The 25,934-nt window shown below is 73.7% G+C and carries 28 protein-coding genes, 2 tRNA genes and 1 pseudogene; 12 read left to right on the plus strand and 19 right to left on the minus strand.

The window, feature by feature from the left end:
• Positions 1-37 precede the first annotated feature (37 nt).
• Complete coding sequence (locus AC4BGE_RS15525; RefSeq protein WP_490575849.1) at positions 38-1,657, minus strand: glycoside hydrolase family 16 protein; 1,620 nt, start codon at positions 1,655-1,657, stop codon at positions 38-40.
• Positions 1,658-1,747: 90 nt separating this feature from the next.
• On the opposite strand from AC4BGE_RS15525, the gene AC4BGE_RS15530 reads away from it, so the two are divergent.
• Entirely contained in the window at positions 1,748-3,556 is a 1,809-nt protein-coding gene (locus AC4BGE_RS15530) for an ABC transporter ATP-binding protein (RefSeq protein WP_490575850.1), read from the plus strand.
• Positions 3,557-3,617: 61 nt separating this feature from the next.
• Here the strand turns inward: AC4BGE_RS15530 and AC4BGE_RS15535 are convergent.
• From AC4BGE_RS15535 to AC4BGE_RS15565, 7 genes are all read right to left on the minus strand, one after another.
• Positions 3,618-3,693 (minus strand) — tRNA-Ala (locus AC4BGE_RS15535).
• Between the two features lie 58 nt (positions 3,694-3,751).
• Positions 3,752-4,564 (minus strand): divisome protein SepX/GlpR, encoded by an 813-nt coding sequence (sepX, locus tag AC4BGE_RS15540; RefSeq protein WP_490569589.1) that lies wholly within the window; start codon positions 4,562-4,564, stop codon positions 3,752-3,754.
• 91 nt (positions 4,565-4,655) lie between these two features.
• Positions 4,656-5,279, minus strand: coding sequence for a GNAT family N-acetyltransferase (locus AC4BGE_RS15545; protein ID WP_490569590.1), 624 nt, complete (start codon positions 5,277-5,279; stop codon positions 4,656-4,658).
• Positions 5,280-5,294: 15 nt separating this feature from the next.
• Complete coding sequence (locus AC4BGE_RS15550; RefSeq protein WP_490575851.1) at positions 5,295-5,789, minus strand: MogA/MoaB family molybdenum cofactor biosynthesis protein; 495 nt, start codon at positions 5,787-5,789, stop codon at positions 5,295-5,297.
• The gene (gene moaC / locus AC4BGE_RS15555) at positions 5,786-6,253 is read right to left on the minus strand and encodes a cyclic pyranopterin monophosphate synthase MoaC (RefSeq protein WP_490569592.1); all 468 of its coding nucleotides are present in this window, start codon (positions 6,251-6,253) and stop codon (positions 5,786-5,788) included. Before moaC ends, AC4BGE_RS15550 begins: the two co-directional genes overlap by 4 nt.
• Positions 6,254-6,263: 10 nt before the next feature.
• Positions 6,264-7,502: a molybdotransferase-like divisome protein Glp gene (gene glp, locus AC4BGE_RS15560; RefSeq protein WP_490575852.1), complete on the minus strand. Its 1,239-nt coding sequence runs from the start codon at positions 7,500-7,502 to the stop codon at positions 6,264-6,266.
• Positions 7,495-8,901, minus strand: a complete 1,407-nt coding sequence (locus tag AC4BGE_RS15565) for a UTP--glucose-1-phosphate uridylyltransferase (protein ID WP_490575853.1) — start codon at positions 8,899-8,901, stop codon at positions 7,495-7,497. Before AC4BGE_RS15565 ends, glp begins: the two co-directional genes overlap by 8 nt.
• Before the next feature lie 23 nt (positions 8,902-8,924).
• Between AC4BGE_RS15565 and AC4BGE_RS15570 the strand changes: the two genes are divergently transcribed.
• Positions 8,925-9,560, plus strand: coding sequence for a 5-formyltetrahydrofolate cyclo-ligase (locus tag AC4BGE_RS15570; RefSeq protein WP_490575854.1), 636 nt, complete (start codon positions 8,925-8,927; stop codon positions 9,558-9,560).
• Here AC4BGE_RS15570 and AC4BGE_RS15575 read toward each other — a convergent pair.
• On the minus strand, positions 9,532-12,165 hold the full coding sequence (locus AC4BGE_RS15575) for a penicillin acylase family protein (RefSeq protein WP_490575855.1): 2,634 nt from the start codon (positions 12,163-12,165) through the stop codon (positions 9,532-9,534). The genes AC4BGE_RS15570 and AC4BGE_RS15575 overlap by 29 nt on opposite strands.
• Before the next feature lie 44 nt (positions 12,166-12,209).
• On the opposite strand from AC4BGE_RS15575, the gene AC4BGE_RS15580 reads away from it, so the two are divergent.
• The 3 genes from AC4BGE_RS15580 (at position 12,210) to AC4BGE_RS15590 (ending at position 13,704) form a co-directional block, all read left to right on the plus strand.
• Positions 12,210-12,536: an FmdB family zinc ribbon protein gene (locus AC4BGE_RS15580; protein ID WP_490569597.1), complete on the plus strand. Its 327-nt coding sequence runs from the start codon at positions 12,210-12,212 to the stop codon at positions 12,534-12,536.
• A 107-nt stretch (positions 12,537-12,643) separates the two neighbouring features.
• The gene (locus AC4BGE_RS15585) at positions 12,644-13,336 is read left to right on the plus strand and encodes an SAF domain-containing protein (RefSeq protein ID WP_490569598.1); all 693 of its coding nucleotides are present in this window, start codon (positions 12,644-12,646) and stop codon (positions 13,334-13,336) included.
• The gene (locus tag AC4BGE_RS15590) at positions 13,333-13,704 is read left to right on the plus strand and encodes an MscL family protein (protein ID WP_490569599.1); all 372 of its coding nucleotides are present in this window, start codon (positions 13,333-13,335) and stop codon (positions 13,702-13,704) included. Before AC4BGE_RS15585 ends, AC4BGE_RS15590 begins: the two co-directional genes overlap by 4 nt.
• Positions 13,705-13,711: 7 nt before the next feature.
• On the opposite strand, the gene AC4BGE_RS15595 is transcribed toward AC4BGE_RS15590, so the two are convergent.
• Entirely contained in the window at positions 13,712-13,906 is a 195-nt protein-coding gene (locus tag AC4BGE_RS15595) for a hypothetical protein (protein ID WP_490569600.1), read from the minus strand.
• Positions 13,903-15,219 (minus strand): LCP family glycopolymer transferase, encoded by a 1,317-nt coding sequence (locus tag AC4BGE_RS15600; RefSeq protein ID WP_490575856.1) that lies wholly within the window; start codon positions 15,217-15,219, stop codon positions 13,903-13,905. Before AC4BGE_RS15600 ends, AC4BGE_RS15595 begins: the two co-directional genes overlap by 4 nt.
• A 152-nt stretch (positions 15,220-15,371) precedes the next feature.
• Here AC4BGE_RS15600 and AC4BGE_RS15605 point away from each other — a divergent pair, with 152 nt between their 5' ends.
• Complete coding sequence (locus tag AC4BGE_RS15605; protein ID WP_490575857.1) at positions 15,372-16,568, plus strand: saccharopine dehydrogenase family protein; 1,197 nt, start codon at positions 15,372-15,374, stop codon at positions 16,566-16,568.
• Here the strand turns inward: AC4BGE_RS15605 and AC4BGE_RS15610 are convergent.
• Positions 16,558-16,950, minus strand: a complete 393-nt coding sequence (locus AC4BGE_RS15610; protein ID WP_490569603.1) for a YbaB/EbfC family nucleoid-associated protein — start codon at positions 16,948-16,950, stop codon at positions 16,558-16,560. The genes AC4BGE_RS15605 and AC4BGE_RS15610 overlap by 11 nt on opposite strands.
• Before the next feature lie 62 nt (positions 16,951-17,012).
• The gene (locus tag AC4BGE_RS15615) at positions 17,013-17,441 is read right to left on the minus strand and encodes an Hsp20/alpha crystallin family protein (protein WP_490569604.1); all 429 of its coding nucleotides are present in this window, start codon (positions 17,439-17,441) and stop codon (positions 17,013-17,015) included.
• A 120-nt stretch (positions 17,442-17,561) separates the two neighbouring features.
• Between AC4BGE_RS15615 and AC4BGE_RS15620 the strand changes: the two genes are divergently transcribed.
• Positions 17,562-17,813 carry a MerR family transcriptional regulator gene (locus AC4BGE_RS15620; protein ID WP_490575858.1) on the plus strand — a complete coding sequence of 84 codons (252 nt, stop codon included), beginning with the start codon at positions 17,562-17,564 and terminating at the stop codon, positions 17,811-17,813.
• Positions 17,814-17,838: 25 nt separating this feature from the next.
• On the opposite strand, the gene AC4BGE_RS15625 is transcribed toward AC4BGE_RS15620, so the two are convergent.
• A tRNA-Arg gene (locus tag AC4BGE_RS15625) sits at positions 17,839-17,911 on the minus strand.
• Positions 17,912-17,979: 68 nt separating this feature from the next.
• Here AC4BGE_RS15625 and AC4BGE_RS15630 point away from each other — a divergent pair.
• On the plus strand, positions 17,980-18,249 hold the full coding sequence (locus AC4BGE_RS15630) for a DUF2277 domain-containing protein (protein ID WP_490575859.1): 270 nt from the start codon (positions 17,980-17,982) through the stop codon (positions 18,247-18,249).
• Entirely contained in the window at positions 18,246-19,073 is an 828-nt protein-coding gene (locus AC4BGE_RS15635) for a Sir2 family NAD-dependent protein deacetylase (protein WP_490569607.1), read from the plus strand. Before AC4BGE_RS15630 ends, AC4BGE_RS15635 begins: the two co-directional genes overlap by 4 nt.
• Here AC4BGE_RS15635 and AC4BGE_RS15640 read toward each other — a convergent pair.
• Together AC4BGE_RS15640 and AC4BGE_RS15645 are read right to left on the minus strand one after the other, a co-directional pair.
• A complete protein-coding gene (locus AC4BGE_RS15640) occupies positions 19,051-19,524 on the minus strand; it encodes a GyrI-like domain-containing protein (protein ID WP_490575860.1) in 474 nt (157 codons plus the stop codon). The genes AC4BGE_RS15635 and AC4BGE_RS15640 overlap by 23 nt on opposite strands.
• Before the next feature lie 50 nt (positions 19,525-19,574).
• Positions 19,575-20,291, minus strand: coding sequence for an iron-dependent transcriptional repressor DtxR (locus AC4BGE_RS15645; protein WP_490569609.1), 717 nt, complete (start codon positions 20,289-20,291; stop codon positions 19,575-19,577).
• Between the two features lie 46 nt (positions 20,292-20,337).
• Between AC4BGE_RS15645 and AC4BGE_RS15650 the strand changes: the two genes are divergently transcribed.
• Together AC4BGE_RS15650 and AC4BGE_RS15655 are read left to right on the plus strand one after the other, a co-directional pair.
• Positions 20,338-21,138, plus strand: a complete 801-nt coding sequence (locus AC4BGE_RS15650) for a hypothetical protein (RefSeq protein WP_490569610.1) — start codon at positions 20,338-20,340, stop codon at positions 21,136-21,138.
• On the plus strand, positions 21,135-22,745 hold the full coding sequence (locus AC4BGE_RS15655; protein ID WP_490575861.1) for a glycoside hydrolase family 13 protein: 1,611 nt from the start codon (positions 21,135-21,137) through the stop codon (positions 22,743-22,745). Before AC4BGE_RS15650 ends, AC4BGE_RS15655 begins: the two co-directional genes overlap by 4 nt.
• 12 nt (positions 22,746-22,757) lie before the next feature.
• Here the strand turns inward: AC4BGE_RS15655 and AC4BGE_RS15660 are convergent, their stop codons facing one another.
• Together AC4BGE_RS15660 and AC4BGE_RS15665 are read right to left on the minus strand one after the other, a co-directional pair.
• On the minus strand, positions 22,758-23,246 hold the full coding sequence (locus AC4BGE_RS15660; RefSeq protein WP_490569612.1) for a MarR family winged helix-turn-helix transcriptional regulator: 489 nt from the start codon (positions 23,244-23,246) through the stop codon (positions 22,758-22,760).
• Complete coding sequence (locus AC4BGE_RS15665) at positions 23,243-24,814, minus strand: MDR family MFS transporter (protein WP_490575862.1); 1,572 nt, start codon at positions 24,812-24,814, stop codon at positions 23,243-23,245. Before AC4BGE_RS15665 ends, AC4BGE_RS15660 begins: the two co-directional genes overlap by 4 nt.
• Before the next feature lie 175 nt (positions 24,815-24,989).
• Between AC4BGE_RS15665 and AC4BGE_RS15670 the strand changes: the two genes are divergently transcribed.
• Positions 24,990-25,631, plus strand: a complete 642-nt coding sequence (locus tag AC4BGE_RS15670; protein ID WP_490569614.1) for a response regulator — start codon at positions 24,990-24,992, stop codon at positions 25,629-25,631.
• Between the two features lie 44 nt (positions 25,632-25,675).
• Here AC4BGE_RS15670 and AC4BGE_RS15675 read toward each other — a convergent pair.
• Positions 25,676-25,934: pseudogene (locus AC4BGE_RS15675) on the minus strand (methyl-accepting chemotaxis protein); the annotation flags it as partial.

Below are 25,934 nucleotides of genomic sequence, written 5' to 3' on the forward strand. Positions count from 1 at the left end.
CGTACCCTGCGCCGGAGCGGGACAAACGTGTGCTACGTCAGTAGAGCTGCCAGGCTGGGTCGGCGGTGGACCCGAGGGCGGTGGCCTGCTGGGCCAGGAACGTCTGGAAGCCGGAGGCCGCGCCGAGCACGTGCACCGAGGTCCGGCCGTCGTCGTCGCGGTCGACCAGCTGGACGTCGGCGCGGCCGTCGCCGTCGTGGTCGGCCAGCGTCGAGATCCACGTCGCGGGGTCCACCGCCGCCATGGCGGTGGGCGTCTGGGTCAGGAACGACTGGAAGCGCGCGGCCCCGTCGAGCACGTGCACCTCGACCTGGCCGCCGGGTCCGGCCAGGTCGACCGCGTAGAGGTCGGCGACCTGGTCGTTGTCGTGGTCGCCGACGCCGAGCTGCCACCGGCCCGGCTCGAGCGGCGGCAGCGGGACCACGTCGGTGGAGAGCGTCGAGCGCAGGCCGGCGGCGGCGTCCAGCACCGTGACCGTGGTGAGGCCCTGGGCGTCCCGGGCGATCGCGTGCAGGTCCGCGCGGCCGTCGCCGTCGGCGTCCCCGGCGCCGATCCGGGCACCGGCGGCGGCCGAGAGGTCGAGGCCGGGGACCACGTCGTGGGCCAGGAACCCCTGGAAGCCGGTGGCGCCGTCCAGGACGTGCACCCGGCCCGAGGGGTCGACCGCGTAGAGGTCCTGGACGTGGTCCCCGTCGTAGTCGCCGCGGGTCAGCCGCCAGTCGCGCACGAAGAGCGGGATGGTGGTCTGGGCGGCCAACGAGGCGAAGTCGCCCTCGGCACCCACGGCGTGCAGCTCCATCGCCCCGCTGGCGCCCTCGGTGACCGCGTGCAGCCCGCTGGGCTGACCGGTCGGCATGCCCCGGCCGACCACCTCGACGCGCACCCAGTCGACATACATCGAAGGGCCCGACAGGTCCTCGGCCGGCACGCCGCAGCTCGGCTGCTCCGCGTCGGGGCAGTTGCGCTTGTGCTGGAGGCGCAGGTACTCCGGGGCCACCGGCGAGCTCGGCGTCGACCAGGTCTCGACCCCGTCGACGAAGAGCCGGGTGGGGGCGGCGAGCGCGGCGTCGGGCTCCTGGCCGGGGCCGGCGTAGGTGAACTCCGCGGCGTACTCGTGCCAGCCCGACATGTCGGCGGGGTAGCGGGCGCCCACGCAGTCCATCGGACCGGTGCGGGGGAAGTAGCGCCAGTAGAACGCGACCTGGACGCGGCACGCACCCGTGCCGCCCCAGCTCTCCACCACGTCGATCTCCCCGACCCGCTCCGCGTGGTGCGTGCGCAGCCAGAAGGACGGGTGGGTGCCGGTGCGCCGGGGCATCTTGATCGAGGCGCTCACCCGGTAGGTGGTGCCCACCTCGAGCGGGACGGGGTCCCGGGCGATCAGGTTGCCCTCGGGGCGCACCCGGAGCACGCTGAGGCCGTCGAGCGTGGTCAGCTCGGTACGGGCTGGGGTCGAGCTGGCCAGGTGCGTCCACTGCTCGCCGGGAGCCCCGGTCGGCGTCGGCTCGAAGTCGTCGCTGAAGATCTGCTCAGGCCCCACCTGGGCGGCCGGCGCGACCACCGGCGGCTCGGGCGCGGCCGGACCCGAGGGCAGGGCCGCGGCGATCACGGTGGACAGCGCGAGCAGCAGCTCACGCAGCCAGAGGAACTCGAACATGGGTCCTGTCGGGGGAAGGGGGCGTGGTTCCCGATTGAACCGGCTGGGGGCGGCGGAGGCAAACGACCGGGGCTTCCTAGGATCGGGGCCATGTCCTCCTCCGCCGCTGCCGTCGCCGCCCCGCGACCGCAGGACCGTCCGCTGCACTCCCTGTGGCAGCGTCACCGGGCCTTCCGGGGGCGCTTCGTCGCCGCGGTCGCCACCTCGACCGTCAACAAGGTCGCCGACGTGATGCCCGAGCTGCTCATCGGCGCCGCGGTCGACGTGGTGGTGCGGGGGGACACCTCCTTCGTCGCGACGCTGCTCGGGGTCGAGTCCCGCCACGCCCAGCTGGGCTGGCTGGCCGCGATCAACGTGGTGGTTTGGCTCATCGAGTCGGCCAGCCAGTACGTCGCCGACGTGCTGTGGCGGGGGCTGGCGCAGGGGGTCGAGCACGACCTGCGGGTGGAGGCCTACGACCACGCCCAGCACCTCGACGTGGGCTGGCACGAGGCGAGACCCCAGGGCACCACGCTGGCCACGCTGAACGACGACGTCAACCAGCTCGAGCGCTTCCTCGACGTCGGGGCGCCGCAGATCCTCCAGACGGCGCTCAACGTCGTCCTGGTGGGGGCCATCTTCGCCGCCGCCTCCTGGCAGCTGCTGCTGCTGGCCTTCCTGCCGATCCCCGCGATCGTGCTCGGGTCGCTGGTCTTCCAGCGCCGCCTGGAGCCGCTCTACGCCCGCGTCCGCGAGGCGGTCGCCGACCTCTCCGGCACCCTGAGCGCCAACCTGGGCGGCATCACCACGATCAAGGCCTTCACCGCCGAGGACCGGGAGCGGGAGCGCGTGGCGGCCGTCTCGGCCGCCTACCGCGACGCCAACACCGCCGCGATCCGCTCCTCGGCCGCCTTCGTCCCCCTGGTGCGCCTGGCCATCCTCGTCGGCTTCACCGCGACCCTGCTGCTGGGCGGGTGGGCGACGCTCGACGGCCGGCTCGAGCTCGGCGTCTACTCGGTGCTGGTCTTCATGACCCAGCGACTGCTCTGGCCGCTGACCCGGGTGGCCGAGGTGCTCGACCTCTACCAGCGGGGACGGGCCTCGACCGTGCGGATCCTGACCCTGCTGGAGGAGACCAACTCGGTGCCGGCGGGCGACCGGCAGCTCGCCCAGCCGGTGGGCGGGCGCCTGGAGCTGCGCGGCGTCCGGGCCGGCTACGGCGAGGGGCCCGACGTGCTGCACGGGGTGGACCTGGTGGTCCCCGCCGGCGAGACGCACGCCGTGGTGGGCCCCACCGGGGCGGGCAAGTCCTCGCTGCTGCGCCTGGTGATGCGCTTCGACGACCCGCGGGCCGGCCAGGTGCTCCTCGACGGCCAGGACGTGCGCGACCTCGACTGGGAGTCGCTGCGGGGCTCCACCGGCTACGTCGCCCAGGACGTCTACCTCTTCGCCGGCACGATCGCCGACAACATCGCCTACGGGCGCCCTGACGCCTCGCGGGAGGAGATCCGGGCCGCGGCCGAGGCGGCGGCCGCCTGGGAGTTCATCAGGGCGCTGCCCGGCGGCTTGGACGCCTCTGTCGGCGAGCGCGGCGTCACCCTGTCGGGCGGTCAGCGCCAGCGGCTGGCGCTGGCCCGCGCGCTGCTGCGCCGGCCGGCGGTGCTGGTGCTCGACGAGGCCACCAGCGCGGTCGACAACGAGACCGAGGCGGCGATCCAGCGCTCGCTGCGGGTGGCGACGGCGGAGTGCACCGCCCTGGTGGTGGCCCACCGGCTCTCCACCGTCCGCCACGCCGACCGGATCTGGGTGCTGGACGCCGGCCGGGTGGTCGAGGCCGGCACCCACGACGAGCTGGTGGCCGCCGGTGGCGCCTACGCCGCGCTGTGGGCGGTGCAGACGGGCGACCGGCTGCCCGGCTGACGCCGCGGACAGGGCCACAACGCACGAGACGGCAGGTCGGTGACCTGCCGTCTCGGGCTGCTGGTGGAGCTGAGGGGATTCGAACCCCTGACCTTCTCATTGCGAACGAGACGCGCTACCAACTGCGCCACAGCCCCAAGCGAGTAGGAACGTTAGCACCCGGTTCGGGGCTCGTCCCAATCAGGTTCGCCTCCGTCAGGAGCCGACCGCTCGCCGCGTCTCGCCGTCGTCGCCCTGGGCGGCCTGCTCGGTGCGGGCCGACTCCTCCGCGGCGCGGGCGATCGCGGCGTCCTCGTCGGTGCGACCGGAGGTCCACACGCCGGTCGAGTCGAGGTCGATGGTCTGCACCGTGCGGCGCACCGCGGCCGGCTTGGAGACGTAGGTCGGCAGCGTCACCGGGACCATGTCCCACATCGAGGGGTCGGTGACGACGACGTCGGGAGCGGTGACCACCGCGGTCTGCCGCTCCTCGGCGACAGCGGCGGGGACGACCGGGATGTCGGTGGTGGGCGCCTCCTCGGGGGCGGCGGGGGCCGCGCGCTGGGGCTTGACGACGGGCAGGCCGCGCTCCTTGCGCACCATCAGCCGGCAGGCCACCAGCCAGGCGGCCAGCAGGGCGCCGGGGATCGCGACGTACCACCAGGAGATCACGCCGGAGGCGGCCACCGCGACGACCCCGACCAGGGCCAGGAGCAGGACGCTGAGCACGTTGCGCCGGCGGCGGGCGGCCCGGTTGGCGGCCGCCCGGCGGGCGGCGACGGTGGCGACCACGGGCTCGGGGCCCTTGGTCTCGATGCGGGGGACGGACGGGGCCCGGCCCGGCGTCACCACCAGGCGCGAGTCACGGGAGCTGACCGGCTCCCGGCGGGCCAGCACCCGCATGGTCCGCGAGAACCGCTCGACCGAGCGGGTGCGCTGCACCTCGTCGTGGTGCTTGATCGCCTTGGGCACGAGATAGGCAGCCCACGCCACGGCAAGGGCGACGAAGATGAGTGCGCTCAGGTCCACGAGTCGAGATTAGGTTCGATAGCCGAACTTGGCGCGGACGTGCCTAGGTGTGTCGCAGAGCAACTCCTGTGACGTGTGGGATTCCCGGGGCTCACCCGTCGTGGCGGAGCCGCGCGAGCAACCCCCCGGGCACCTCCTCGGCGGTCACCGCGAAGATGCGGTGGTCGCGCCAGGCGCCGTCGATGTGCAGGAACCGGGGCGCGTAGCCGACCTCGTGCAGGCCCAGCTTCTCCACCACCCGCAGCGAGTTGGAGTTCTCGGGCCGCACGCAGATCTCGATGCGGTGCAGCCCGGCCGGGCCGAAGCAGTGGTCCACCACCAGCGCCACCGAGCGGGGCACCACCCCCCGGCCGGCGAAGGCCTGGTCCAACCAGTAGCCGACGGAGGCGAAGAGCGCCGAGCCGCGCACGATGTTGTTGACCGTCACCTGGCCGGCGAAGCGGCCCTCGACCTCGATCGCGAACGGCATCGTCGTCCCCTGCCGGGCCGCGCGGTGCAGCCGCTGCACCAGCTGGCGGTACGACGTGGGGCGCCGGTCGCCCCCGGGCGGCACCGTCGCCTCCCACGGGCTGAGCCACTCGAAGTTGCGCTGGCGGGCGCGGGTCCAGCTCTCCTCGTCCGACAGCGCCAGCGGCCGCACCACCACGTCGCCGTCGACCAGCCGGGCCGGCCATCCGGGCGCCGGGGGCAGTCCGGTCCAGCCGGGGAGCCTCACCGGCCGGTCACGGGGTCATCCCCCGTCCCCGCGGTCGTGGTCGGAGCCCACGACCTGCTCCACCGCGTGCACCAGCACCGGCTCGAGGACGGCGAGCCCGTCCCTGACCCCGCCGCGCGAACCGGGCAGGTTGACCACCAGGCAGCGGCCGGCCACGCCGGCGACGCCCCGCGACAGCGCGGCCAGCGGCTGGCCCTGGGCGGCGCCGTGGGCCCGGACCGCCTCGGCGAGGCCGGGGACCTCGAAGTCGAGCACCGAGCGCGTCGCCTCCGGCGTCCGGTCGGTGGGGGTCAGCCCGGTCCCGCCGGTGGTGAGCACCACCCGGGCGCCGGCGGCCACGGCCTCCCGCAGCGCCTCGGCGACCGGCTCGCCGTCCGGCACCACCGCCGGGTCGCCGACGGTGAAGCCGAGTCCGCGCAGGAACTCGGCGATGACCGGCCCCGTCTCGTCGGCGTAGACCCCCCGGGCAGCGCGGTTGGAGGCGACCACCACCGCACCGGGCAGGCTCATCGCCGCCACTCCCCCGACTTGCCGCCGGACTTCGACTCGACCCGGACGTCGGTGATGGTGGCGGCCTTGTCGACCGCCTTGACCATGTCGACCACGGTCAGCGCCGCCACCGAGACCGCGGTGAGCGCCTCCATCTCGACGCCGGTCCGGTCGCGGGTGGAGACGGTGGCCAGGATCTCCACGGCGTCGTCGGCGACCGTGAGGTCGACCGTCACCGAGGAGACCGAGAGGGGGTGGCACAGCGGCACCAGCGACGGCGTCTGCTTGGCGCCCATGATGCCGGCGATCCGGGCCACCGCCAGGGCGTCCCCCTTGGGCACCCCCTCACCGCGCAGCAGGGCCACGACGTCGGCGCTGACCAGCACCCGCCCGGAGGCGACCGCGGTGCGGGAGGTCACCTCCTTGGCCGAGACGTCGACCATCCGGGCCGCTCCCGACTCGTCCACGTGGGTCAACCGGTCCATCGCCGCCTCCTCAGAACGCCTCGTCCAGGCACAGCACCTGGACCATCTCGCCCGCCGTCACCCCGGTGACGTCCTCGGGGACGACCACCAGCGCGTTGGAGGCGGCCAGGTCGCCGACCAGGTGGGAGCCGTGGCCCCCGACCGGCTGCACGAACGCGCCGCCGCGGTCGGTGCCGTAGGTGGCCCGGACGAACTGGCGCCGTCCCGGCGCCGAGGAGATCGGGTGGGTCAGGCGCGCCCGCCGGGTGGGCCGCTCGTAGGGCAGCCGGCCCATCATCCGGCGCAGCGCCGGCAGCACGAAGACCTGGAAGGAGACGTAGGCCGAGACCGGGTTGCCCGGCAGCGTGAAGATCGGGATCCGGTCCTCGCCGACCACGCCGAAGCCCTGCGGCTTGCCGGGCTGCATCGCGACCTTGCCGAACCACACCGTGCCCAGGTCGGCGAGCGCCTCCTTGACCACGTCGTAGTCGCCCTCGCTGACCCCGCCGCTGGTGACGACCAGGTCGGCGCGGACCAGCTGGTCGCTCAGCGCGTCGGTGAAGGACCGGGGGTCGTCGGGGACGATGCCGACCCGGTAGGCCAGCGCCCCGGCGGCCCGGGCGGCACCGGCGAGCAGGAACGAGTTGCCGTCGTAGATGGAGTCGTGACCCAGGGTGGTGCCGGGGTCGCGCAGCTCGGACCCGGTGGAGATGATCACCACCCGCGGGCGGGGCCGCGAGCGGACGGTGGCCCGGCCCACCGAGGCCAGCAGGCCGAGGTGGCGGGGGCCGATCACGGTGCCGTGGTCGAGCAGCAGATCGCCGACCGCGACGTCCTCGCCGGTGCGCCGCACGTGCTGGCCGACCTCGGGCGCCCGCTCGACGAGCACCTCCGCCACCCCGCGGTCCGTCCACTCGTAGGGCACCACCGAGTCGGCACCGGTGGGCATCGGGGCCCCGGTCATGATCTTGGCGGTGGTGCCCGGCGAGAGGGCGAGCAGCCGGGCCTGCCCCGCGCCGATCTCGCCCACCACCGGCAGCCGCACCGGCGACTCCGGCGAGGCCCCGGCGACGTCCTCGAACCGGACGGCGTAGCCGTCCATCGCGGAGTTGTCGAAGCTGGGCAGCGCCACCTCGGCGAACACGTCCTCGGCCACCGCCATGCCGAGGGAGTCCATCAGGGGCTGCGGGAAGTCCGGCAGCGGCGAGACACCGGCCAGGACCCGCTGGACCAGGTCGTGGACGCTGATCGGCTCCGGCTGGTCAGCCATCGGAGCCGGGGTCCTCGCCGATCACCGCGCCGGCCTCGACCCGCTGGGCGGAGGGGGCGTCGAGCTCGACGTCGCCGCGCAGCGTGACTCCCCTGCCGAAGGTCCAGTCCCCGTTGATCCGGACACTGGTGGCCTCCCGCAGCGAGGGTGCTCCCTCGGGGAAGCGCCGGTCGAAGTCGGCGACGAGCTTGTAGTAGCTGGAGTCGAGGTCGATAAAGGGGACGGCCTCGGCGGCCTGGTCGAGCACGAAGTCGTCACCGAGGTCGTAGATGTCCGAGCGCAGCACCAGCAGGTCGTCGGTGGTCTTGACCGGCACGAAGCGGTCGCGGCCCACCTCGATGGTGCGGGCGCCGGGGAAGACCTCGATCGCCGCACCCATGGCGGTCTCGATCTGCACCACCTCGGGCGAGGTGGGGTCGGCCGGGTCGACGGTCTTGACGTTGCGGATCAGCGGCAGGCCCAGGATGCCGTCGCGCGCGTCGAGGGTCTCCTGCATCGCCTGCAGGTCGAACCAGAGGTTGTTGGTGGAGGTGTAGCGGTGCCGCTCCAGGTCGGCGAGCGCCTCCTTGTCCTCCGGCAGCGTCTGGGCGGACTCCCGCAGCACGATGCGCCCGTCGGAGCGCCGGCGGGCGAAGTGACCACCCTTGCGGTCCGACGGGGTGCGTCGCACGGCCTCGATCGCGAAGGGGGCGCCGGACGCGGCGAACCAGCCGGCCACGCGGGGGTCGGGCACCGCCCCGAGGTTGTCGGAGTTGGAGACGAAGACGTAGCGGTAGCCGGCCTCGATGAGCTGGTGGAGCAGGCCGCTCCCGCGCAGCGCGGTGTAGATGTCGCCGTGGCCCGGCGGACACCACTCGAGGTCGGGGTCCTTGGGCCAGGAGACCGGCACCAGCGAGTCGAGGAGGAGCTTGGGCTCCTTGTTCTGCAGGAACTCCAGCGGCAGACCGGCGACCGGCAGGTCGGTGTAGCGAGCGATCGCGGCCATCGTGTCGGCGGAGGTGCGGAAGCTGTTCATGAAGACCAGCGGGAGCGGGGCGTCGTACTTCTCCCGCAGGTGGAGCACCTGGCGGCAGATGACGTCGAGGAAGGACAGCCCGCGGCGCGCGCAGAGCAGCGACTTGGCCCGGTTCATCCCCATCGAGGTGCCCAGCCCGCCGTTGAGCTTGATCGAGACGGTGGCCCGGATCGCGTCCCGGGCGACCTCCTCGGAGACCTCCACGTCGGCCAGCGACTCCATCTCCAGCGGCTCGATCGAGGACTCGGGGATCATCCCGGTCTCCCCGTGCTCGAGGAGCCGGTGGTAGTGCGCGAAGGTCTCGATCGCGACCTCGTCCACTCCCGCCTCGCGCATCTTCGCGGTGGCCCGGGAGAGGCCGTCGGACTGTGAGTGGCTCGCCATGCACCGATCGTAGGCTGATCGACGTGAACCACGGGCAGCTCCCCCGAGATCCGGTCCCCGGGTCGGTCCGCCTCGCCAAGGTCGCGCTGCGCGACCAGGTGCTGGCGGCCCGGCGGCGACGCCCGCTGCTGGAGTCGGCGCAGGAGTCGGTGCGGCTGGCCGCGCACCTCGCCGCACTCCCCGCGGTACGCCGGGCGGCGAGCGTGGCGGCCTACGTCTCGACCGGGCGCGAGCCCGGCACCGGGGCCCTGCTCGAGACCCTGCGCGCGGCCGGCACCCGGGTGCTGCTCCCGGTGCTGCTGCCCGACGGCGACCTGGACTGGGCGGCCTACGCCGGCCCCGGCTCGCTGGCGCCGGCCACCCGCGGGCTGCTGGAGCCCGGGGGTCCGCGGCTGGGGGTGGAGGCGGTGGCGGGTGCCGATGCGGTGCTGGTGCCGGGACTGGCGGTCTCCGAGGACGGGATGCGCCTGGGCCGCGGGGGCGGCTCCTACGACCGGGCGCTGGCCAGGGTGCCGGTCGACGTGCTCACCTGCGTGCTGCTGCACCCCGACGAGGTCGGGCTGCCGGTGCCGGCGGAGCCGCACGACCGGCCGGTGCGGGCGGTGGCCACCCACGAGGGCGTGCGACTGCTCAGTCCTCCTGCCGGTCGCCCGGGGTGAGCACGAGCCGCTCCCGGCTCGCCGCGTGGACCGCGTCGCGCGACGACGGCCACGGCAGCGTCCGCCCGTCGACGAAGAGCTCGGTCTGGTCGACGTAGTGCCCGCTGGCCGGGTGGCCGGAGACCCCGGTGAGGCTGATCCACCGGGACTCGTCCAGGTCGGCCAGGGAGACCACCATCCGCATCGACGGCGCGGAGGTGACGGCGTAGCCCTCGGACGCGTCCCAGCCGGTGGCGTTGACCACCGACGACCCGCCGCCGACCTGGTAGCCGGTCCGGTTGAACAGCCGCTCCACCGGCGCGACGCCGGAGGTGCCGAGGGTCTGGTTGCGCAGGTCCAGCCGGTGCAGGTGACCCCAGCTCCACTCCCAGGGGCGCACCGACTGCCGGCGAGTCATCTCGTCGCGGGCGTCGACCAGCGCCTGGCGCAGCACGTCCTCGCGGACCTCGCGGACGTCCTCGGTGGTCCGGTCGTCCCACAGCGGGTGGGCCGGCTCAGCGAGGAGTCGCTCGACCACCCTGAACCAGCGGTCGCCGCCGGCGGGGTGGATCCGGGCCCGCAGGTCGTCGTGGAAGGCCTCGCGCAGCACGTTGGACCACACCACGTTGAAGTAGGCGGCCGCGGGGCTGTCGGCGGAGTCCTGGAGGTCCCAGTCGCGCAGCAGGTCGACCCCGTCGCGCAGGTACTGGGTCTCGAGCCCCGTCACCTCCAGCAGGTAAGGGACGAGGACCTCGGCCATCGGGTTGTGCTCGTCGGTCTGCAGGTCGACCATCGTCTCGACCGTCACCTCCTCCTCCGACTCCAGCAGCGTCCGGATCCGCTCGGACCGGTAGCCGTGGTCCCAGTCGTCGGTCAGGTGGTAGGGGTAGCCGGGTCCGACGACGGCCTGGTTGGCGGTGACCACGAACCCCTCCTCGGGGTTGAGCACCGAGGGCAGGGCGTCGAACGGCACGTGGTCGCCGGTCCAGTCGTTCTCGGGCAGCCAGCCGGCTGCGGGGGTCCGGCCGTCGTGGCCTGGCCGGCGGATCGGGACCAGCCCGGGGGCCTGGTAGCCGATGTTGCCCTCGGTGTCGGCGTAGACGAGGTTCTGGGCCGGGACCGCGAACCGGGCGGCCGCCTCCCGGAAGGAGGCCCAGTCCGAGGCGCGATTGAGGTCGAGGATGGCGTCGGCGGTGGTGCTCGGCTCCAGCGCCGTCCAGGACAGGGCCACGGCGTACCCCTCGACGGGGGGCTCCTCGCCCCGGCCCCGATCCTCGGCCGCGGCGTTGGCGCCGACCGAGCTGGCCTCCTGCGACACGTCGGAGATCAACGGGCCGTGCTTGGTGCGCCGCACCCGGAGGGTGAAGTCCTTGCCGTCGCGCACCCGGATCGTCTCCTCGTGCACCTCCAGCGGACGCTGCCGGCCCGCGTAGGTCCAGCTGTCGCCCTCCACCTTCTCCAGGTAGAGGTCGGTGACGTCGGGGCCGAGGTTGGTGAAGCCCCAGGCGATGTCGGCGTTGTGGCCGATGACCACCCCGGGCACCCCGGAGAAGGTGAAGCCGGAGACGTCGAGGGTGCAGTCCGGGGTCGCCTCCCGGCAGTGCAGCCCCATCTGCATCCAGATGCCCGGCAGGCTCACCCCCAGGTGCGGGTCGTTGGCCAGCAGCGGCTTCCCGGTCGCGGAGCGCTCACCGGAGACCACCCACGAGTTGGAGCCCAGGCCGTCGCCGCGGCCCAGCAGGGCCGGGAGCGCGGAGAGCGCCTCGTCGACGCGCTCCAGCGTCGCCACCGCCGCGGGGTCGGCGGCCGGGCCCGAGGTCCCGGCCTGCTCGGGGCCGTCTCCGGCGCCCCGGAAGACCCCGCCGACCACCCGGCCCCCGGTCACGATCGGCGCGTGCCGCTGCGCGTCGTACGGCGGGTGCAGCCGGTCGACCACCTCGGCCGGGTTGTCCAGGGAGGCGACGACCCGGTCGATCTCCTCGCCCATGTTGCCGCGCAGGTCCCAGGCCATGGCCTTGAGCCAGGCCAGGGAGTCGACCGGCGTCCACGGCCGCGGCCGGTAGTTGAGCCCGGTCAGGCCCAGCACCGTGTACTCGACCGAGATGCGGGTCGGCGAGTGCTGGTCGAGGTAGGCGTTGACCCCGGCCGCGTAGGACTCCAGCGCCTCCCGGGTCTCGCCGGAGACCAGGTTGACCTCGCGCTCCGCCACCCGGCGCCAGCCCATGGTGCGGATGTACTTGTCGGTCTCCAGAGCCGTCTCGCCGAAGAGCTCGGCGAGACGGCCGGCGGTGACGTGCCGGCGGACGTCCATCTCGAAGAAGCGCTCCTGGGCGTGCACGTAGCCCTGGGCCCGGAGCAGGTCGTCGTCGGAGTCGGCGTAGAGCTGGGGGATGCCGTGCGCGTCTCGCAGCACCTCGACCTCGGCCACGAGCCCGGGCAGCTCGAGCTCGCCCTCGGTCTGCGGCAGGGGGCGGCGGACCATCACCGCCGCCACGGCGACGAGGGCCACCAGGACCAGCACCAGCGCGGCCGCGGTGTAGGTCGTCAGCCGGGCCCAGCGCGGCCAGGCCAGGAACGCGTGCCAGCGGGAGGCGGGTTGGTCGGGGGCCGTGCTCTCGTCGCTCATCGGGGAGCCATTGTGCCGCCTCCAGGTGACGTAAACTCTGCGCCGTGCCGACCTACCAGTACGCCTGCACCGAGTGCGGGCACGCTTTCGAGCAGTTCCAGAGCTTCAGCGACGACGCGCTGACCGACTGCCCCCAGTGCGAGGGGCGCCTGCGCAAGGTGTTCAACGCCGTGGGCGTGGTCTTCAAGGGCTCCGGTTTCTACCGGACCGACAGCCGCGGCGGCTCGGGCTCGACGACGTCCACGGCCCCGGACTCCGCCAAGTCCACCCCCGCCGCGGCCTCCTCGTCGACCTCCTCGAGCTCGTCGACCGACTCCTCGTCCTCGTCGTCCGGCTCCTCGTCCGCCACCTCCACCAGCACGACCTCCTGAACCCGACGGGCCGCTGAGACCCGGCCCGCCTGTGCAGGGAGCCGGGGCCGGTGACCCCTGTGCGCTCCCACGTCCGGGCCGGCGCGGGGCCGCCTAGCGTCGGCGGCATGCCTGCGTCCCTGCCTTCGCGCCGACGGGCCGACCTGCTCCGCGGCCGCCTGCGCCGGTGGCTGCGCACCCGGGTGCTGGCCCACCGCCGGGTCCTGGCCGCCGCCTGCCTGGCCCTGGCCGTCGGCGCCGCGCTCCGGGCGGCCGCCCCACCGCCGCCGGCCACCGAGCCGGTGGTCGTCGCGGCGCGCGACCTGGTCTCCGGCACCGTCCTGGAGGCCGACGACCTGGTGACGGCGCACTGGCCCGCCGGCACCCGGCCCGCTTCCCCCGCGCTCCGGCCGGTCGGCCGGACCCTGGCCGCGCCGGTGCGGCGCGGCGAGCCGCTCACCGACCTGCGACTCACCGCCCCCACCCTGCTGGAGGGCTACCCGGGCCTGGTCGCGCTCCCGGTCCGCCTCCCCGACGCCGCCGCGGTGGCGCTGCTCCGGGTCGGCGACGAGGTCGACCTGGTGGCCACCGACGCCGAGTCGGCCAGCGCCGAGGTGGTCGCCGTCGGCTCCCCGGTGCTGGCGCTCCCCCTCCCCGACCCCTCCGGCGCCGGGGAGGCGACGGTCGGGCGGCTGGTGGTGCTCGGTCTGACCCCGGCCCAGGTGCGCAGCGTCAGCGTCGCGGCCGCGCAGCGGTTCCTGACCCCCGTCTTCTCGCGTAGCGTGGCAGGCCCGGCCCCCGGACCCGAGGAGCGACCATGACCGGCTTCAAGAACTTCATCATGAAGGGCAACCTGGTCGAACTGGCCGTCGCCTTCATCATGGCGACAGCGTTCGCCGCGGTGGTCACCGCCACCGTCGACCTGCTGATGGACCTGATCGGCAAGGTCGGCGGGACCCCGGACTTCTCCGACTACTCACCCGGCGGCGTCTCGGTGGGCGCCTGGCTCACCGCGCTGATCTCGTTCGTGATCCTGGCCGCGGTGGTCTACTACGCGATCGTGCTGCCCTACACGAAGGCGCAGGAGCGCTTCTTCCCCAAGAAGGAGAGCGACGAGGGCACCCCGGCCGACGTCGCGCTGCTGGAGGAGATCCGCGACCTGCTGCGGGCCCGCAACGGCGGCGTCTGAGCCAAGCTCAGCCGCCGTGGTGCGGCGGCACCTGAGCGCGGAGCCAGGCGTCGGAGGACGCCTCGGCGCCCGCGGCCGGCGTCTCCTCGTCGCGCTCGTCGGAGGTGGTCTCGGGGAGCACGTCGCCGAAGACCTGCGCCAGGCGGCGCCGGCGCACCCACTCGGGCTCCGGGTCGCCGTGGCGGGCGGCGTCGGCGCTCACGCGCAGAGGCCTTCCTCACGAGCGCTCTCGATCTCCTCCTCGCTCGGCCCCTGCGTCACGCTGGGGGACGGGCTCGGGATCTGAGTCTCGGTGGGCGTCGGGGTGGGCTCGTCGCTGGGCTCGTCGGTCGGCTCGTCGCTGGGCTCGTCGGAGGGCGTGGCCGTCGGCGTCTGACCGGGCGGGGCGGCCGCGTTGATCGCACCCTCGCTCTGGCTGCGGGTCAACGGCTTGTCCTTGGCGATCTTGCGCCAGAGCTTCTTCGCCTCGGGCTTCCAGACGACGCGACCCAGGTAGTCGGGACGCTGGTCGTACTCCCACGGGACGGTGAGGAACTGGACCTTGTCCAGCCCGACGTCCTGCAGGCTCATGCCCAGGCCGCCGATCTTGGTGAGGTTGCTGAGACCGGGCGAGACCGTGAGCGACGCGGTGGCGGCGTCGAGGAAGCTGATCAGCCGGTCGGGCCGGGTCAGGGTGCCCTTGGAGACGACCTTGTTGACCATCGAGGCGATGAAGTTCTGCTGGCGCTTGATCCGCCCGATGTCGGACCCGTCGCCCAGGGTGGCCCGGACGCGGACGTAGTTGAGCGCGTCGTCGCCCTTGAGGACCCGGTCCTCGCCACCCTTGATGAAGATGTTGTGCGCGGGGTCGTTGATGTCCTCGGGGATGCAGACCGGGACGCCGTCGACGGCGTCCACCATGTCCTTGAAGCCCGCGAAGTCGACGACCACGAAGTCGTCGAGCACGATGCCGGTCGTCTGCTCGAACTGCTCGACGGTGCACGCCTCGCCACCCAGGGCGTAGGCGGCGTTCCACATCTGGTCGTCGCCGCCGGCGATGTCGTCGTCCTTGCCGCAGTCGGGGCGGGTCACCAGGGAGTCGCGTGGGATGGAGACCCCGTAGGCACGTCGGCGGTCCTCGGAGATGTGCAGCAGGATGGTGGTGTCGGAGACGCCTCCGCCGGCCTCGCCGTCGATCTTGTTGTCCTCGCCGTCCCGGGTGTCCGAGCCGAGGACCAGGATGTTGAGCGCGCCCTTGGGGCCGAGGTCCTCCGGTCGGTCGTCGACCTCGTCGAACCCCTCGGAGACGGTGATGTTGCCGTTGAGGTGGCGGTAGATGAAGGCGACGGAGAGGCCGGTGACCAGGCCGAGGACCACCAGCGAGGCCAGCAGCACGGTGCCCACGGTGTGCTTCTTCTTGCCCTTGCCCTTCCGCTTGCCGGCCTCGGTGGAGGAGTCGTCGCCGCTCTCGGGGCCGGCACCGGCCGGCGGGACCCCGACGGGCTCGTCGGCTGACGTCTCGTCGGACACTGGCACCTCGTGATGGTTAAGCGACGGACGGTCCGGGCGGACCGACGCGGAAAATCTACTGGAAGCAAACTACTCGACCCCGGCCATTCTCCGCGCGCGGCGGGTTCTGGAGCAAATGACGCCCGCGCCACCCCGGGCCCGCCTGTCACGATGGGGCGGTGACTGCGACCCGCGACCTCGACCTCGTCCTGCTCGGCGCCACCGGCTTCACTGGCGGGCTGACCGCCGACTACCTCGCGGCGCACGCCCCGCGGGACCTGCGATGGGCCCTGGCGGGCCGCTCCCGGGAACGGCTGGAGGCGGTGCGGTCCCGGTTGGCCGCCGACCACCCGCACCTGGCCGACCTCGAGCTGGTGGTCGCCGACTCGACCGACGAGACCGCCCTGGCCCGCCTCGCGGCCTCGACCCGGCTGATCGCGACCACGGTCGGGCCCTTCCTCCGGCACGGCGACCCGCTGGTCGCCGCCTGCGCCGCCGCGGGCACCGACTACGTCGACATCACCGGCGAGCCGGAGTTCGTGGACCGGAGCTACCTGGCCCACCACGCGACCGCGGTGGAGTCCGGGGCCCGCCTGGTGCACGCCTGCGGCTTCGACTCGATCCCCCACGACCTCGGCGCCCTCTTCACCGTCTCGCAGCTGCCCGACGACGTCCCGATCACCCTGCGCGGCGTGGTGCGCTCCAGCGGCACCTTCTCCGGCGGCACCTTCCACTCGGCCCTCGAGGCGATGTCGCGGATGAAGGAGTCGGCGCGGGTGGCGAGCCGCCGGCGGCGGGCCGAGGGGCGTCCGGCGGGTCGGTCCTCGCGGGCGGTGGCCGGCCGGCCGCACCGCGACCCGGCGCTCGGCTACTGGCTGCTGCCGCTGCCCACGCTCGACCCGGCGGTGGTCGCGCGCAGCGGCGCGGCGCTGCCCGCCTACGGTCCCCGGTTCGTCTACTCGCACTACGCCGGGACCAGGACGCTGCGCTTCGCCGCCGTGGGCGCCGTCGCCGTCGGCGGCCTGGCCCTCGGCGCCCAGGTGCCGCCGCTGCGACGCCGGCTGCTCTCCCGGGTGGCCCAGGGCGAGGGGCCCGACCGGGCCCGGCGCGCCCGGGCCTGGTTCACCGTGGACTTCGTCGCCGAGACCGAGCCGGCCGCACCCGGCGACGCGCGGCACCGGGTGCGGACCCGGGTCAGCGGCGGGGACCCGGGTTACGACGAGACGGCGAAGATGCTGGCGGAGTCCGCGATGTGCCTGCTGCTCGACGACAACCCGCCGACCAGCGGCCAGGTGACCACCGCCCAGGCCATGGGCACGCGCCTCACCGAGCGGCTCCAGGCCGCGGGGATGCGCTTCGAGGTGGTCAAGGACTGACGTCGTCGCGGACCAGTCGCGGGCCGGTGCGGCGAGCCACCTCGGCCTCGGCCCGGGTGACCATCGGGTCGCCGGGGCCCCAGGTCGACCGGGCGTGGTCGCCGACCTGCCGGGCGACGTCGCGTTGGGCCGCGCGATGGGCGGCGAGCAGGCGGCGTCGCAGCTCCGCCCTACCGGGGAGCTGCGCCGGGCCGAAGTCGGCGTCGAGCAGGACCCCGGAGGCGGTGACCGTCACCGTGACGCCCTCGCAGGTGCCGGTGCCGCGCACCGCGCCGAGCTCCTCGCGCAGCACCGAGGCCTGACGGAGCCGGGCGATGGCCGCCTCGGTCTGCGCCTCGATGGTGGCGATCACGTCTGCCGCACGACCTGCCTGACTGCTCATGACCCCACAGTTGCGCAAACCGCCCCGAGGTGGGGCGGTTTGCGCAGAAAGGGGCGGACGCCTCAGCCGGCGAGCTCGGCGGCCGCGTCCTGGCCGCGCTCGACGACCTGGATCTTGCGGGGCTTGGCGCGCTCGGCGACCGGCACCAGGAGGCGGAGGACGCCGTCGGCGTAGGAGGCCTCGATCCGCTCCAGGTCGAGGTTGTCGCCGAGCACCAACTGGCGGCTGAAGACCCCGCGGGGGCGCTCGGAGGCGAGCATCTCCCAGTCGCCGTTGCGGGCCACCCGCTCGGCGCGCACGGTGAGCACGTTGCGCTCGATGTCGAGATCGATCGACTCCTTGGCGATCCCGGGCAGGTCGAACTCGATGACGAACCTATCCCCCTCGCGCCAGGCGTCCATCGGCATCACCGCGGGCCGGTTGGTGGTGCCCAGCAGCTGCTGGGTCAGGCGGTCGAAGTCGCGGAACGGGTCGGTGTTGCGGAGCAGCATGATGGGATCCTCCTCACGGGATCTGTAATGGCGAATGCACATTTCTTAACACACCAGTTAGAGTTGAGCAAGACCCCCTCACCGGGAAGGAGAACCGCCCTGCCTGCCTCGTCCACCGGCGTGTACGCCATCTCCGTGGCCGCCTCGATGGTCTCGATGGAGATCGCCAACCTGCGCGTCTACGAGCGACGCGGGCTGATCGAGCCCGACCGCACCTCGGGCGGCACCCGGCTCTACAGCACCGAGGACATCGAGACGCTGCACCGGATCCGCGAGCTGCTGGGCGAGGGGCTCAACCTGGCGGGGATCGCCAAGGTCCTCGAGCTCGAGGAGGAGGTCCGCCGGCTGCGCGCCCGTCTCGACGGGGGCTGAGCGAGGGCGGGCTGGCCTGACGGGGTGCCCCAGGCAAGAGTCGAACTTGCGACCTTTCGCTTAGGAGGCGGCTGCTCTATCCACTGAGCTACTGGGGCGTGGTCCTCATGGACCGGAGAACATCTTGGCATGTCCACCCGGACACCGCGCGGCGTACCCTCGAGGCATGTGCCGCAACATCCGCCCGCTCAACAACTTCGCGCCGCCCGCCACGGACGACGAGGTGGCGGCCGCCGCGCTGCAGTACGTGCGCAAGGTCAGCGGCGCCACCCGCCCGTCGGCAGCCAACCAGGAGGCCTTCGACCGCGCCGTCGCCGAGGTCACCGAGGTCACCCGCCGGCTCGTCGACTCCTTGGTCACCACCGCCCCGCCCAAGGACCGCCACGTCGAGGCCGCCAAGGCGCGGGCCAGGGCGCAGCTGCGGTACGCCACGTGACCTGGCAGGCCGCTCTCGACCTGCTCGCCGGGCGGCCGCTGGTGGTGCTGACCGGCGCCGGCCTCTCCACCGACTCCGGGATCCCCGACTACCGCGGGCCGGGCTCGCGGCCCCGCGCGCCGATGACCTACCAGGAGTTCGTCGCGACCCCCCGGGCCAGGCAGCGCTACTGGGCCCGTAGCCACCTGGGGTGGGGCCTGATGCGGCATGCGCAGCCGAACGCCGGCCACCGCGCCGTCGCCGCCCTGGAGCCCCAGCTGCTCATCACCCAGAACGTCGACGGGCTGCACGAGGCGGCCGGCACCCGGCGCACCGTCGCCCTGCACGGGCGGATCTCCGAGGTGGTCTGCCTGGGCTGCCGGCGCACGACGAGCCGCGCCGCGCTTCAGGAGCGGCTCGAGGAGGCCAACCCAGGGTGGCGGCGACGGCACGCCTCGCTGGCGGCCAACCCCGACGGCGACGTCGAGCTCGACGAGACCGGCGACTTCGTGGTCCCCGGCTGCCTCGACTGCGGCGGGGACGTCAAGCCCGACGTCGTCTTCTTCGGCGAGAACGTCCCCGCGCCCCGGGTCGCCCGGTGCTACGCCGCGGTGGAGGCGCTCGCCGGGACCGGTGGGGCGCTGCTCGTGGCCGGTTCCTCGCTCACGGTGATGAGCGGGCTGCGCTTCGTCAGGCGGGCCGCCCGCGAGGGGGTACCGGTGGTGATCGTCAACCGCGGCGCCACCCGGGGCGACGAGCTGGCCTCCTGCACCGTGGCGGCCGGGTGCAGCGAGTTCCTCACCGCGCTGGCCGGGAGCCGGCTCAGTCCCGCAACAGCCAGCTGACCTCGGTCACCATCTGCGCGGGGTCGGCGTCCGGCGAGGGCTGGGTCAGGTAGGACTCCCACATCACCTCGTCGAGCTGCACGCCGTGCCGGTGGGCGAAGGCGACCAGCCGCTCGTAGGTCTCCGGCAGCCGGTCGTAGGCGCCCAGGTGCAGGACCCGCGCCACCCGCCCGCCCGGCAGCTCGCCGCCGACGACCGGCCCGGCGCTGCGGACCGGGCGCTGGACCGGGTAGCCGACGGCCACGTCGGCGGTGTGGGTCGGCGCGCCGTAGTAGACCGCGACCGCGGCCGCGGTGCGTCCCACCTGCTGGCGCGCCAGCTCGTCGGCGACCGCGGCGTACCCCCGGTCGAACAGGCCGGTGAGCTCGCTCGTCGGGACGGTCTCGCGCAGCAGCGCGACCGGCACCGCCTCGACCTGCACGATCTCGGGCTCTGCTCCTGGCTCCGGCATGGTTCCTCTCCTCCTGCAGGGAACGGGGGGACGGGATCGTTGCGGGGGGATCAGGGCGCGCCGGGCACGACCGCGGGGACCTCGGTGGAGGTGACGAAGATGTGGTCGGCGGCCTCGAGGTCGATCTCGCAGGTCTCGCCACCGGAGCCGACCAGCACGCCCTCGGTGGTCGCCACGACCACCACCGTCTTGTCGGGCAGCGCCCCCACGCGGCGCAGGGCGCTCATCAGCCCTTCGTCCTTCTGCAGCTCCTCGGAGATCCGGCGCACCAGCACCCGGCCCTCCTCGAAGCCGGCCATCTTGGACAGCGGCACCACGCCCTCCATGAAGTGCTCGCCCGCGCTCTCCTGCCCCAGCTCGTCGAGGCCCGGGATCGGGTTGCCGTACGGCGACTCCGTGGGGTGGTCCAGCAGCTCGATGAGCCGGCGCTCCACCGTCTCGGACATCACGTGCTCCCAGCGGCAGGCCTCGGCGTGCACGAGCTCCCAGTCGAGGCCGATGACGTCGGTCAGCAGCCGCTCGGCCAGCCGGTGCTTGCGCATCACCCGGGTGGCCAGCCGCAGGCCCTGCTCGGTGAGCTCGAGGTGGCGGTCGCCCTCGACGGTGAGCAGCCCGTCGCGCTCCATCCGCGCCACCGTCTGGGAGACGGTCGGCCCGCTCTGGTGCAGCCGCTCGGCGATCCGCGCGCGCAGGGGGACGATCCCCTCCTCCACGAGCTCGTAGATGGTGCGCAGATACATCTCGGTGGTGTCGATGAGGTCGCTCACGGGGCCCATTCTGTCCCATCGGCCCTGAAGGTGGCAGGGTGGCGTTGTGAGCGAGCTGATCGTCCCGCACCGTTTCTGCGGCCCCTCCGGATCCGGCAACGGCGGCTGGACCGCCGGCGCGCTGGCCTCGCGCCTGGGCCCGGCCCGGTCGCGGGCGCGCAGCGACGCCTGGCACCCGGTCCGGGTCAGGCTGCGGATGCCCCCGCCCCTCGACGTGCCCCTGCGCGTGGCGGAGCAGGAGGCCGGCGACGCGGTGGGCGCCGTGCTCCTCGACCCGGCCGGGCAGGTGGTCGCCGAGGCCGCCCTGGTGGAGGCCGGCGACGGCGACCTGGCGCCGGTGCCGCCGGTCCCGGCCGAGGCCGCCCGGTCCGCGGAGGCGGCGTTCGAGGGCCTGGACGCCCACCCCTTCCCTCGCTGCTTCGCCTGCGGCCCCGCCCGGGAGCCCGGCGAGGGCCTGCGGATCTTCCCCGGCCCGGTGCCGGGCCACGACGGCCCCCACGGGCCGGTGGTCGCCGCGACCTGGACCCCCGACCCCAGCTTGGCCGACGGGGCGCCTCCCGCTCCCGACGGCGAGCACCGGGCCGCCCTGGCGCCCACCTGGGCGGCCCTCGACTGCCCGGGGGCCTGGGGCGCCGGCATGGCCGGCCGGACGATGGTGCTGGGCACCATGACGGCGCGGATCGACGCCCTCCCGGTGATCGGCGAGCCGCACGTGGTCGTCGGGGAGGGTCGTGGCAGCCAGGGGCGCAAGACCTTCACCGCCTCCACCCTCCACGACTCCGACGGGCGGGTGGTCGCGGTGGCCGAGCACGTGTGGATCACCGTCGACTCGAAGACCTCGAGATGAGCGAGGCCGACGCGGCCTGGTGGCGCGAGGCGGTCGTCTACCAGGTCTACGTGCGCAGCTTCGACGACAGCGACGGCGACGGCGTGGGCGACCTGCCGGGGATCACCTCCCGGCTCCCGCACCTGCGCGACCTCGGGGTCGACGCGGTGTGGCTCACCCCCTTCTACCGCTCCCCGCAGCGCGACCACGGCTACGACGTCTCCGACTACCGCGACGTCGACCCGCTCTTCGGCCGGCTCGCCGACGCCGACGAGCTGCTGGACCGCGCCCACTCGCTCGGCCTGCGGGTGGTCATCGACCTGGTCCCCAACCACACCTCCGACGCCCATCCGTGGTTCGTGGAGGCGCTCGACTCCGAGCCGGGCTCCGCGGCCAGGGGCCGCTACCTCTTCCGCACCGGGCGCGGCGCCGGGGCCGGTGAGCCGCCCAACAACTGGGAGTCCGTCTTCGGTGGCCCCGCCTGGACCCGGGTGAGCGGCCCCGAGGGCCCCACCGACCAGTGGTACCTGCACCTGTTCGACTCCACCCAGCCCGACCTCGACTGGCGCAACCCGGAGGTCGGCGACATGTTCGAGGAGGTGCTGCGGTTCTGGCTCGACCGGGGCGCCGACGGGTTCCGCGTCGACGTGGCCCACGGCCTCTACAAGGTGGAGTCGCTGCGCGACCAGGAGCGCTCCGCCGACGAGATGGAGCGCCTGGCCGAGCACCACGAGATGGTCGAGCGGACCCTGGCCGACGAGCCGATGTGGGACCAGCCCGAGGTGCACGAGGTCTTCCGGCGGTGGGCCCGGGTGCTCGACGAGTACGGCCCCGACCGGATGGCCGTGGCGGAGGCCTGGACCCAGACTCCCGAGTCGCTGGCCCGCTTCGTGCGACCCGACGAGCTCGATCAGGCCTTCAACTTCTCCTGGCTGCTGGCGCCGTGGTCGGCGCGCGCCTTCGCCGACGTCATCACCGGCACCCTCGCGGCGGTGGCGCCCGTCGGTGCCGCGCCGACGTGGGTGCTGAGCAACCACGACGTGGTCCGGCACCCCACCCGCTACGGCGGCGGGCCTCGCGGGCTGGCCCGCGCCCGGGCGGCGACCTGCGCGATGCTGGCCCTGCCCGGCTCCTCCTACCTCTACCAGGGCGAGGAGCTCGGTCTCGAGCAGGTCGAGGTCGCACCGGAGCACCGGCGCGATCCCTCGTGGTTCCGGACCGGCGAGCCGGGCCGGGACGGCTGCCGGGTGCCGATCCCCTGGTCCGGCCAGGCGCCCCCCTACGGTTTCGGCCCCGAGGGCAGCACCCCGTGGATCCCCCAGCCCGCGGACTGGGCTCCGCTCACCGTGGCCGCGCAGAGCGGCGTCCCGGGCTCGACGCTGGAGCTCTACCGGACCCTGCTGGCCGCCCGTCGCGAGCACGCCCTGGGCGCGGGCGACGAGGTCGAGCTGCTCGCCCCGCTGCCCGGCTGGGGCGAGGACGTCCTCGCCTTCCGCCGGGGCTCCCTCACGGTGGTGCTCAACTGCGGCGAGGTCACGGTGCCGCTCCCCGCCGGTGAGCCGTTGGTGGCCTCCGGCGACCTGGCCCCCGACGGCCTGCCCGCCGACACCGCGGTCTGGCTGCGCTGAGCCGACCCGGGGTCACCCGGTCAGATGGGGGCCTTCCAGGGCCTCGTTGTAGTGCCGGAGCTGGACGACGACGTCGGCGAGCGCCGCGTCGTCCCACTCCCCCAGGCGCTCGCGCAGCAGCTCGCGCCTGGCCAGCGAGACCTTCTCCATCTCCTCGCGCGCCGTGTCGGTGGGCGTCAGGATGCTCGCCCGGCGGTCCTCGGGGTCGGGGTCGCGGACGACCAGGCCCAGGTCGACCAGCTGCTGGACCTGCCGGCTCACCGCGCCCTTGTCGAGGTCGAGGACGTCGGAGACCACCGAGGAGCGCAGCGGGCCCTCCGAGACCAGCAGCCTCAGGATCAGGTACGCCGCCGGCTGCAGGCCGGGGGCGACCAGTCGGGCCCGCAGCGCGATCGCCCGGCGGGTCCGCCGCAGCAGGATCCCGACCTCCCGCTCCAGGGCGTCGAACGTGTCGGCCTGGATCTGCGGGCCGGAGACCCCCGCCCGGCCCGCGTCCGTCACGACCGGCGCTCGTCGGTGAGCTCGAGCTCTGCGCGGACCTCCGGGGAGAGCTCGTCCTCGCGCAGGATCGTCTCGCGCAGCGGGACCTCCTTGATCAGCAGCACACAGACCAGGGCGACCACCGCGAACGGGACGGCCACCAGGAAGAGGTGGGCGGAAGCCTCGCCGAACGCCGCCTGGAAGACCTCGCGGACAGGTCCGGGCAGGGTGTCGAGGTCCGGGATCGAGTGGCTCGACTCCTCCCCGCCCCGGACACCGAGCCGGCTGAGCCCCGCCTGGACCTCGTCGGCGACCTGGTGTGCCAGGACCGCGCCGAGGACGGAGACGCCGGCGGAGCCGCCGATGGAGCGGAAGAACGCCACCAGCGAGGAGGCCGCGCCCATGTCGGCGCTGGAGGTGTTGTTCTGCACCGCGAGCACCAGGTTCTGCATGGTGGCACCGATGCCGACCCCGAGGACGGCCATGAACAGGCCGACCCACACCAGCGAGGTGGACTCGTCGATCGTGGAGAGCAGCGCCAGCCCGGCGATGACGCCCACCATGCCGCCCACCAGGAACCGCTTCCAGCGGCCGGTGTCGCTGATGATCCGCCCCGAGACGATGCTGGAGACCAGCAGCCCACCGACCATGGCGATCGACATCAGGCCCGCCCGGGTGGGCGACATGCCGCGGGAGAGCTGGAAGTACTGGCTGAGGTAGACCGTCGAGCCGAACATGGCGACGCCGACCAGCACCGACGCGGCGGTGGCCAGGCTGGTGGTGCGGTCGCGGAACAGGCGCATCGGAATGATCGGCTCCGAGGCCACCTTGACCTCGACGACGACCGCGGCGACGACCAGCAGCACGCCGCCGCCGACCAGGAGGGCGCTGGTGCCGGAGAGCCAGGCGAACTGCGTACCGGCCAGGCTGACCCAGACCAGGAGGAGCGAGACCCCGGCCATGATCAGGGTCGCACCGAGATAGTCGATGCGCACCTCACGCCGGGGGGCCCGCGGGAGCCGGAGGGTCTTCTGCAGCACCACGAAGGCGACGACCGCCACCGGCAGCCCCACGAAGAAGCACCAGCGCCACCCGAGGGTGTCGACCAGCACCCCGCCGATCAGCGGTCCGCTGACCGTGGAGAGGGCGAAGACCGAGCCGATGTAGCCGGCGTACCGGCCCCGCTCGCGGGGGCTCACCATGCTCGCGATCACCACCTGGACCAGCGCGGTGAGGCCGCCGACGCCGAGGCCCTGGAAGGCACGGGCGCCGATGAGCACCTCCATGGAGGGCGCGAACCCCGCGACCAGCGAGCCGGCGGAGAAGATCACCAGGGCCGCCTGCACCAGGACCTTCTTGTCGAAGAGGTCGGCGAGCTTGCCCCAGATCGGAGTAGTGGCCGTCATCGTCAGCAGGGTCGCCACGACCACCCAGGTGTAGCCGGTCTGGGTGCCCTCGAGGTCGGCGACGATGGCCGGGAGGGCGTTGGAGACGACGGTGCTGGACAAGATGGCCACGAACATGGCCAGCAGCAGGCCGGTCAGGGCCTCCAGCACCTGGCGATGCGTCATCTGGGGGGACTCGGTCACTGATCACTCCGAAGCGGGTAGCGGGTAGCCGGCCAGGATGGCGACCGACTCGGGACAGAAGGTTGTCCGCAGCAACTTTATTCCGTGCGGGAAGGTCGACGCCCTGTACGGTGCAGGTCTCGCGCGATCCGCACATCGGCGGCCTGCGGCCCGCCGGTTCCTGTACCAAAGGGCTATGGCGAACATCCGGGTCTTCGTGCTCGACGACCACGAGATCGTGCGGCGAGGTCTCCGCAGCCTGCTCGAGGCCGAGGGCGACATCACCGTCGTCGGCGAGGCGGGCACCGTCCGAGAGGGCCTGAGCGCCATGCTCGCCGAGCACCCCGACGTGGCCCTGGTCGACGCCCGGCTCCCGGACGGCTCCGGGGTCGACGTGGTGCGTGACCTGCGGACCCAGGCCCCCCAGGTCCGCAGCCTGATGCTCAGCAGCTACGACGACGACGAGACGCTCTCGGCCGCCTTCTCGGCCGGGGTCGCCGGCTACGTGCTCAAGGAGATCGGCGCCCACTCGCTGCTCGAGGGGATCCGCAAGGTCGCGGCGGGCGAGTCGCTGGTGGCCCCCGCGGTCACCGCCCGGATCATGGAGCGGATGCGCGAGCAGAGCCGGGTCCAGCCCGATGAGGCGCTGGACAGGCTCACCGCCCAGGAGTCGCGCATCCTCGAGCTCATCGGAGAAGGCCTGACCAACCGGGAGATCGGCGAGCGGCTCTTCCTCTCCGAGAAGACGATCAAGAACAACGTCACCTCGGTGCTCTCCAAGCTCGGCGTGCAGCGCCGCACCCAGGCGGCCGTGCTCGCCTCCCGGCTCCGCGGCTGAGCCCAGGGGCTGCCCGGAGCGCTCAGAGGCGGCTCAGAGGCAGGTCAGAGCGTGAACGTGGAGACGCGCGCCTTCAGCTGAGCGGCCATCGAGGCGAGGTTCCGCGCGGCCTGCATGGTGTCGTTGACCCCCTGGCGGGTGTCCTCGGCGGCGGCGGCCACCTGGGAGACGTCGGCGGAGATCCCGGACGCCCCGCCGGCGGCGTCGGTGACGCTGCGGGCGATCTCGTTGGTGGTGGCCGTCTGCTCCTCCACCGCCGAGGCGATCGTGGTCTGGATGTCGTTGATCCGGCTGATCACGTCG

It is taken from the genome of Nocardioides sp. Z50_6, from assembly GCF_058215755.1.

Coding starts and splice junctions, on each gene's coding strand:
- AC4BGE_RS15525 (WP_490575849.1), bottom strand. CDS start 1,657: ATGTTCGAGTTCCTCTGGCTGCGTGAGCTGCTGCTCGCGCTGTCCACC.
- AC4BGE_RS15530 (WP_490575850.1), top strand. CDS start 1,748: ATGTCCTCCTCCGCCGCTGCCGTCGCCGCCCCGCGACCGCAGGACCGT.
- AC4BGE_RS15550 (WP_490575851.1), bottom strand. CDS start 5,789: ATGAGCCTGCCCGGTGCGGTGGTGGTCGCCTCCAACCGCGCTGCCCGG.
- moaC (WP_490569592.1), bottom strand. CDS start 6,253: ATGGACCGGTTGACCCACGTGGACGAGTCGGGAGCGGCCCGGATGGTC.
- glp (WP_490575852.1), bottom strand. CDS start 7,502: ATGGCTGACCAGCCGGAGCCGATCAGCGTCCACGACCTGGTCCAGCGG.
- AC4BGE_RS15565 (WP_490575853.1), bottom strand. CDS start 8,901: ATGGCGAGCCACTCACAGTCCGACGGCCTCTCCCGGGCCACCGCGAAG.
- AC4BGE_RS15575 (WP_490575855.1), bottom strand. CDS start 12,165: ATGAGCGACGAGAGCACGGCCCCCGACCAACCCGCCTCCCGCTGGCAC.
- AC4BGE_RS15585 (WP_490569598.1), top strand. CDS start 12,644: ATGCCTGCGTCCCTGCCTTCGCGCCGACGGGCCGACCTGCTCCGCGGC.
- AC4BGE_RS15590 (WP_490569599.1), top strand. CDS start 13,333: ATGACCGGCTTCAAGAACTTCATCATGAAGGGCAACCTGGTCGAACTG.
- AC4BGE_RS15610 (WP_490569603.1), bottom strand. CDS start 16,950: ATGAGCAGTCAGGCAGGTCGTGCGGCAGACGTGATCGCCACCATCGAG.
- AC4BGE_RS15615 (WP_490569604.1), bottom strand. CDS start 17,441: ATGCTGCTCCGCAACACCGACCCGTTCCGCGACTTCGACCGCCTGACC.
- AC4BGE_RS15630 (WP_490575859.1), top strand. CDS start 17,980: ATGTGCCGCAACATCCGCCCGCTCAACAACTTCGCGCCGCCCGCCACG.
- AC4BGE_RS15640 (WP_490575860.1), bottom strand. CDS start 19,524: ATGCCGGAGCCAGGAGCAGAGCCCGAGATCGTGCAGGTCGAGGCGGTG.
- AC4BGE_RS15655 (WP_490575861.1), top strand. CDS start 21,135: ATGAGCGAGGCCGACGCGGCCTGGTGGCGCGAGGCGGTCGTCTACCAG.
- AC4BGE_RS15670 (WP_490569614.1), top strand. CDS start 24,990: ATGGCGAACATCCGGGTCTTCGTGCTCGACGACCACGAGATCGTGCGG.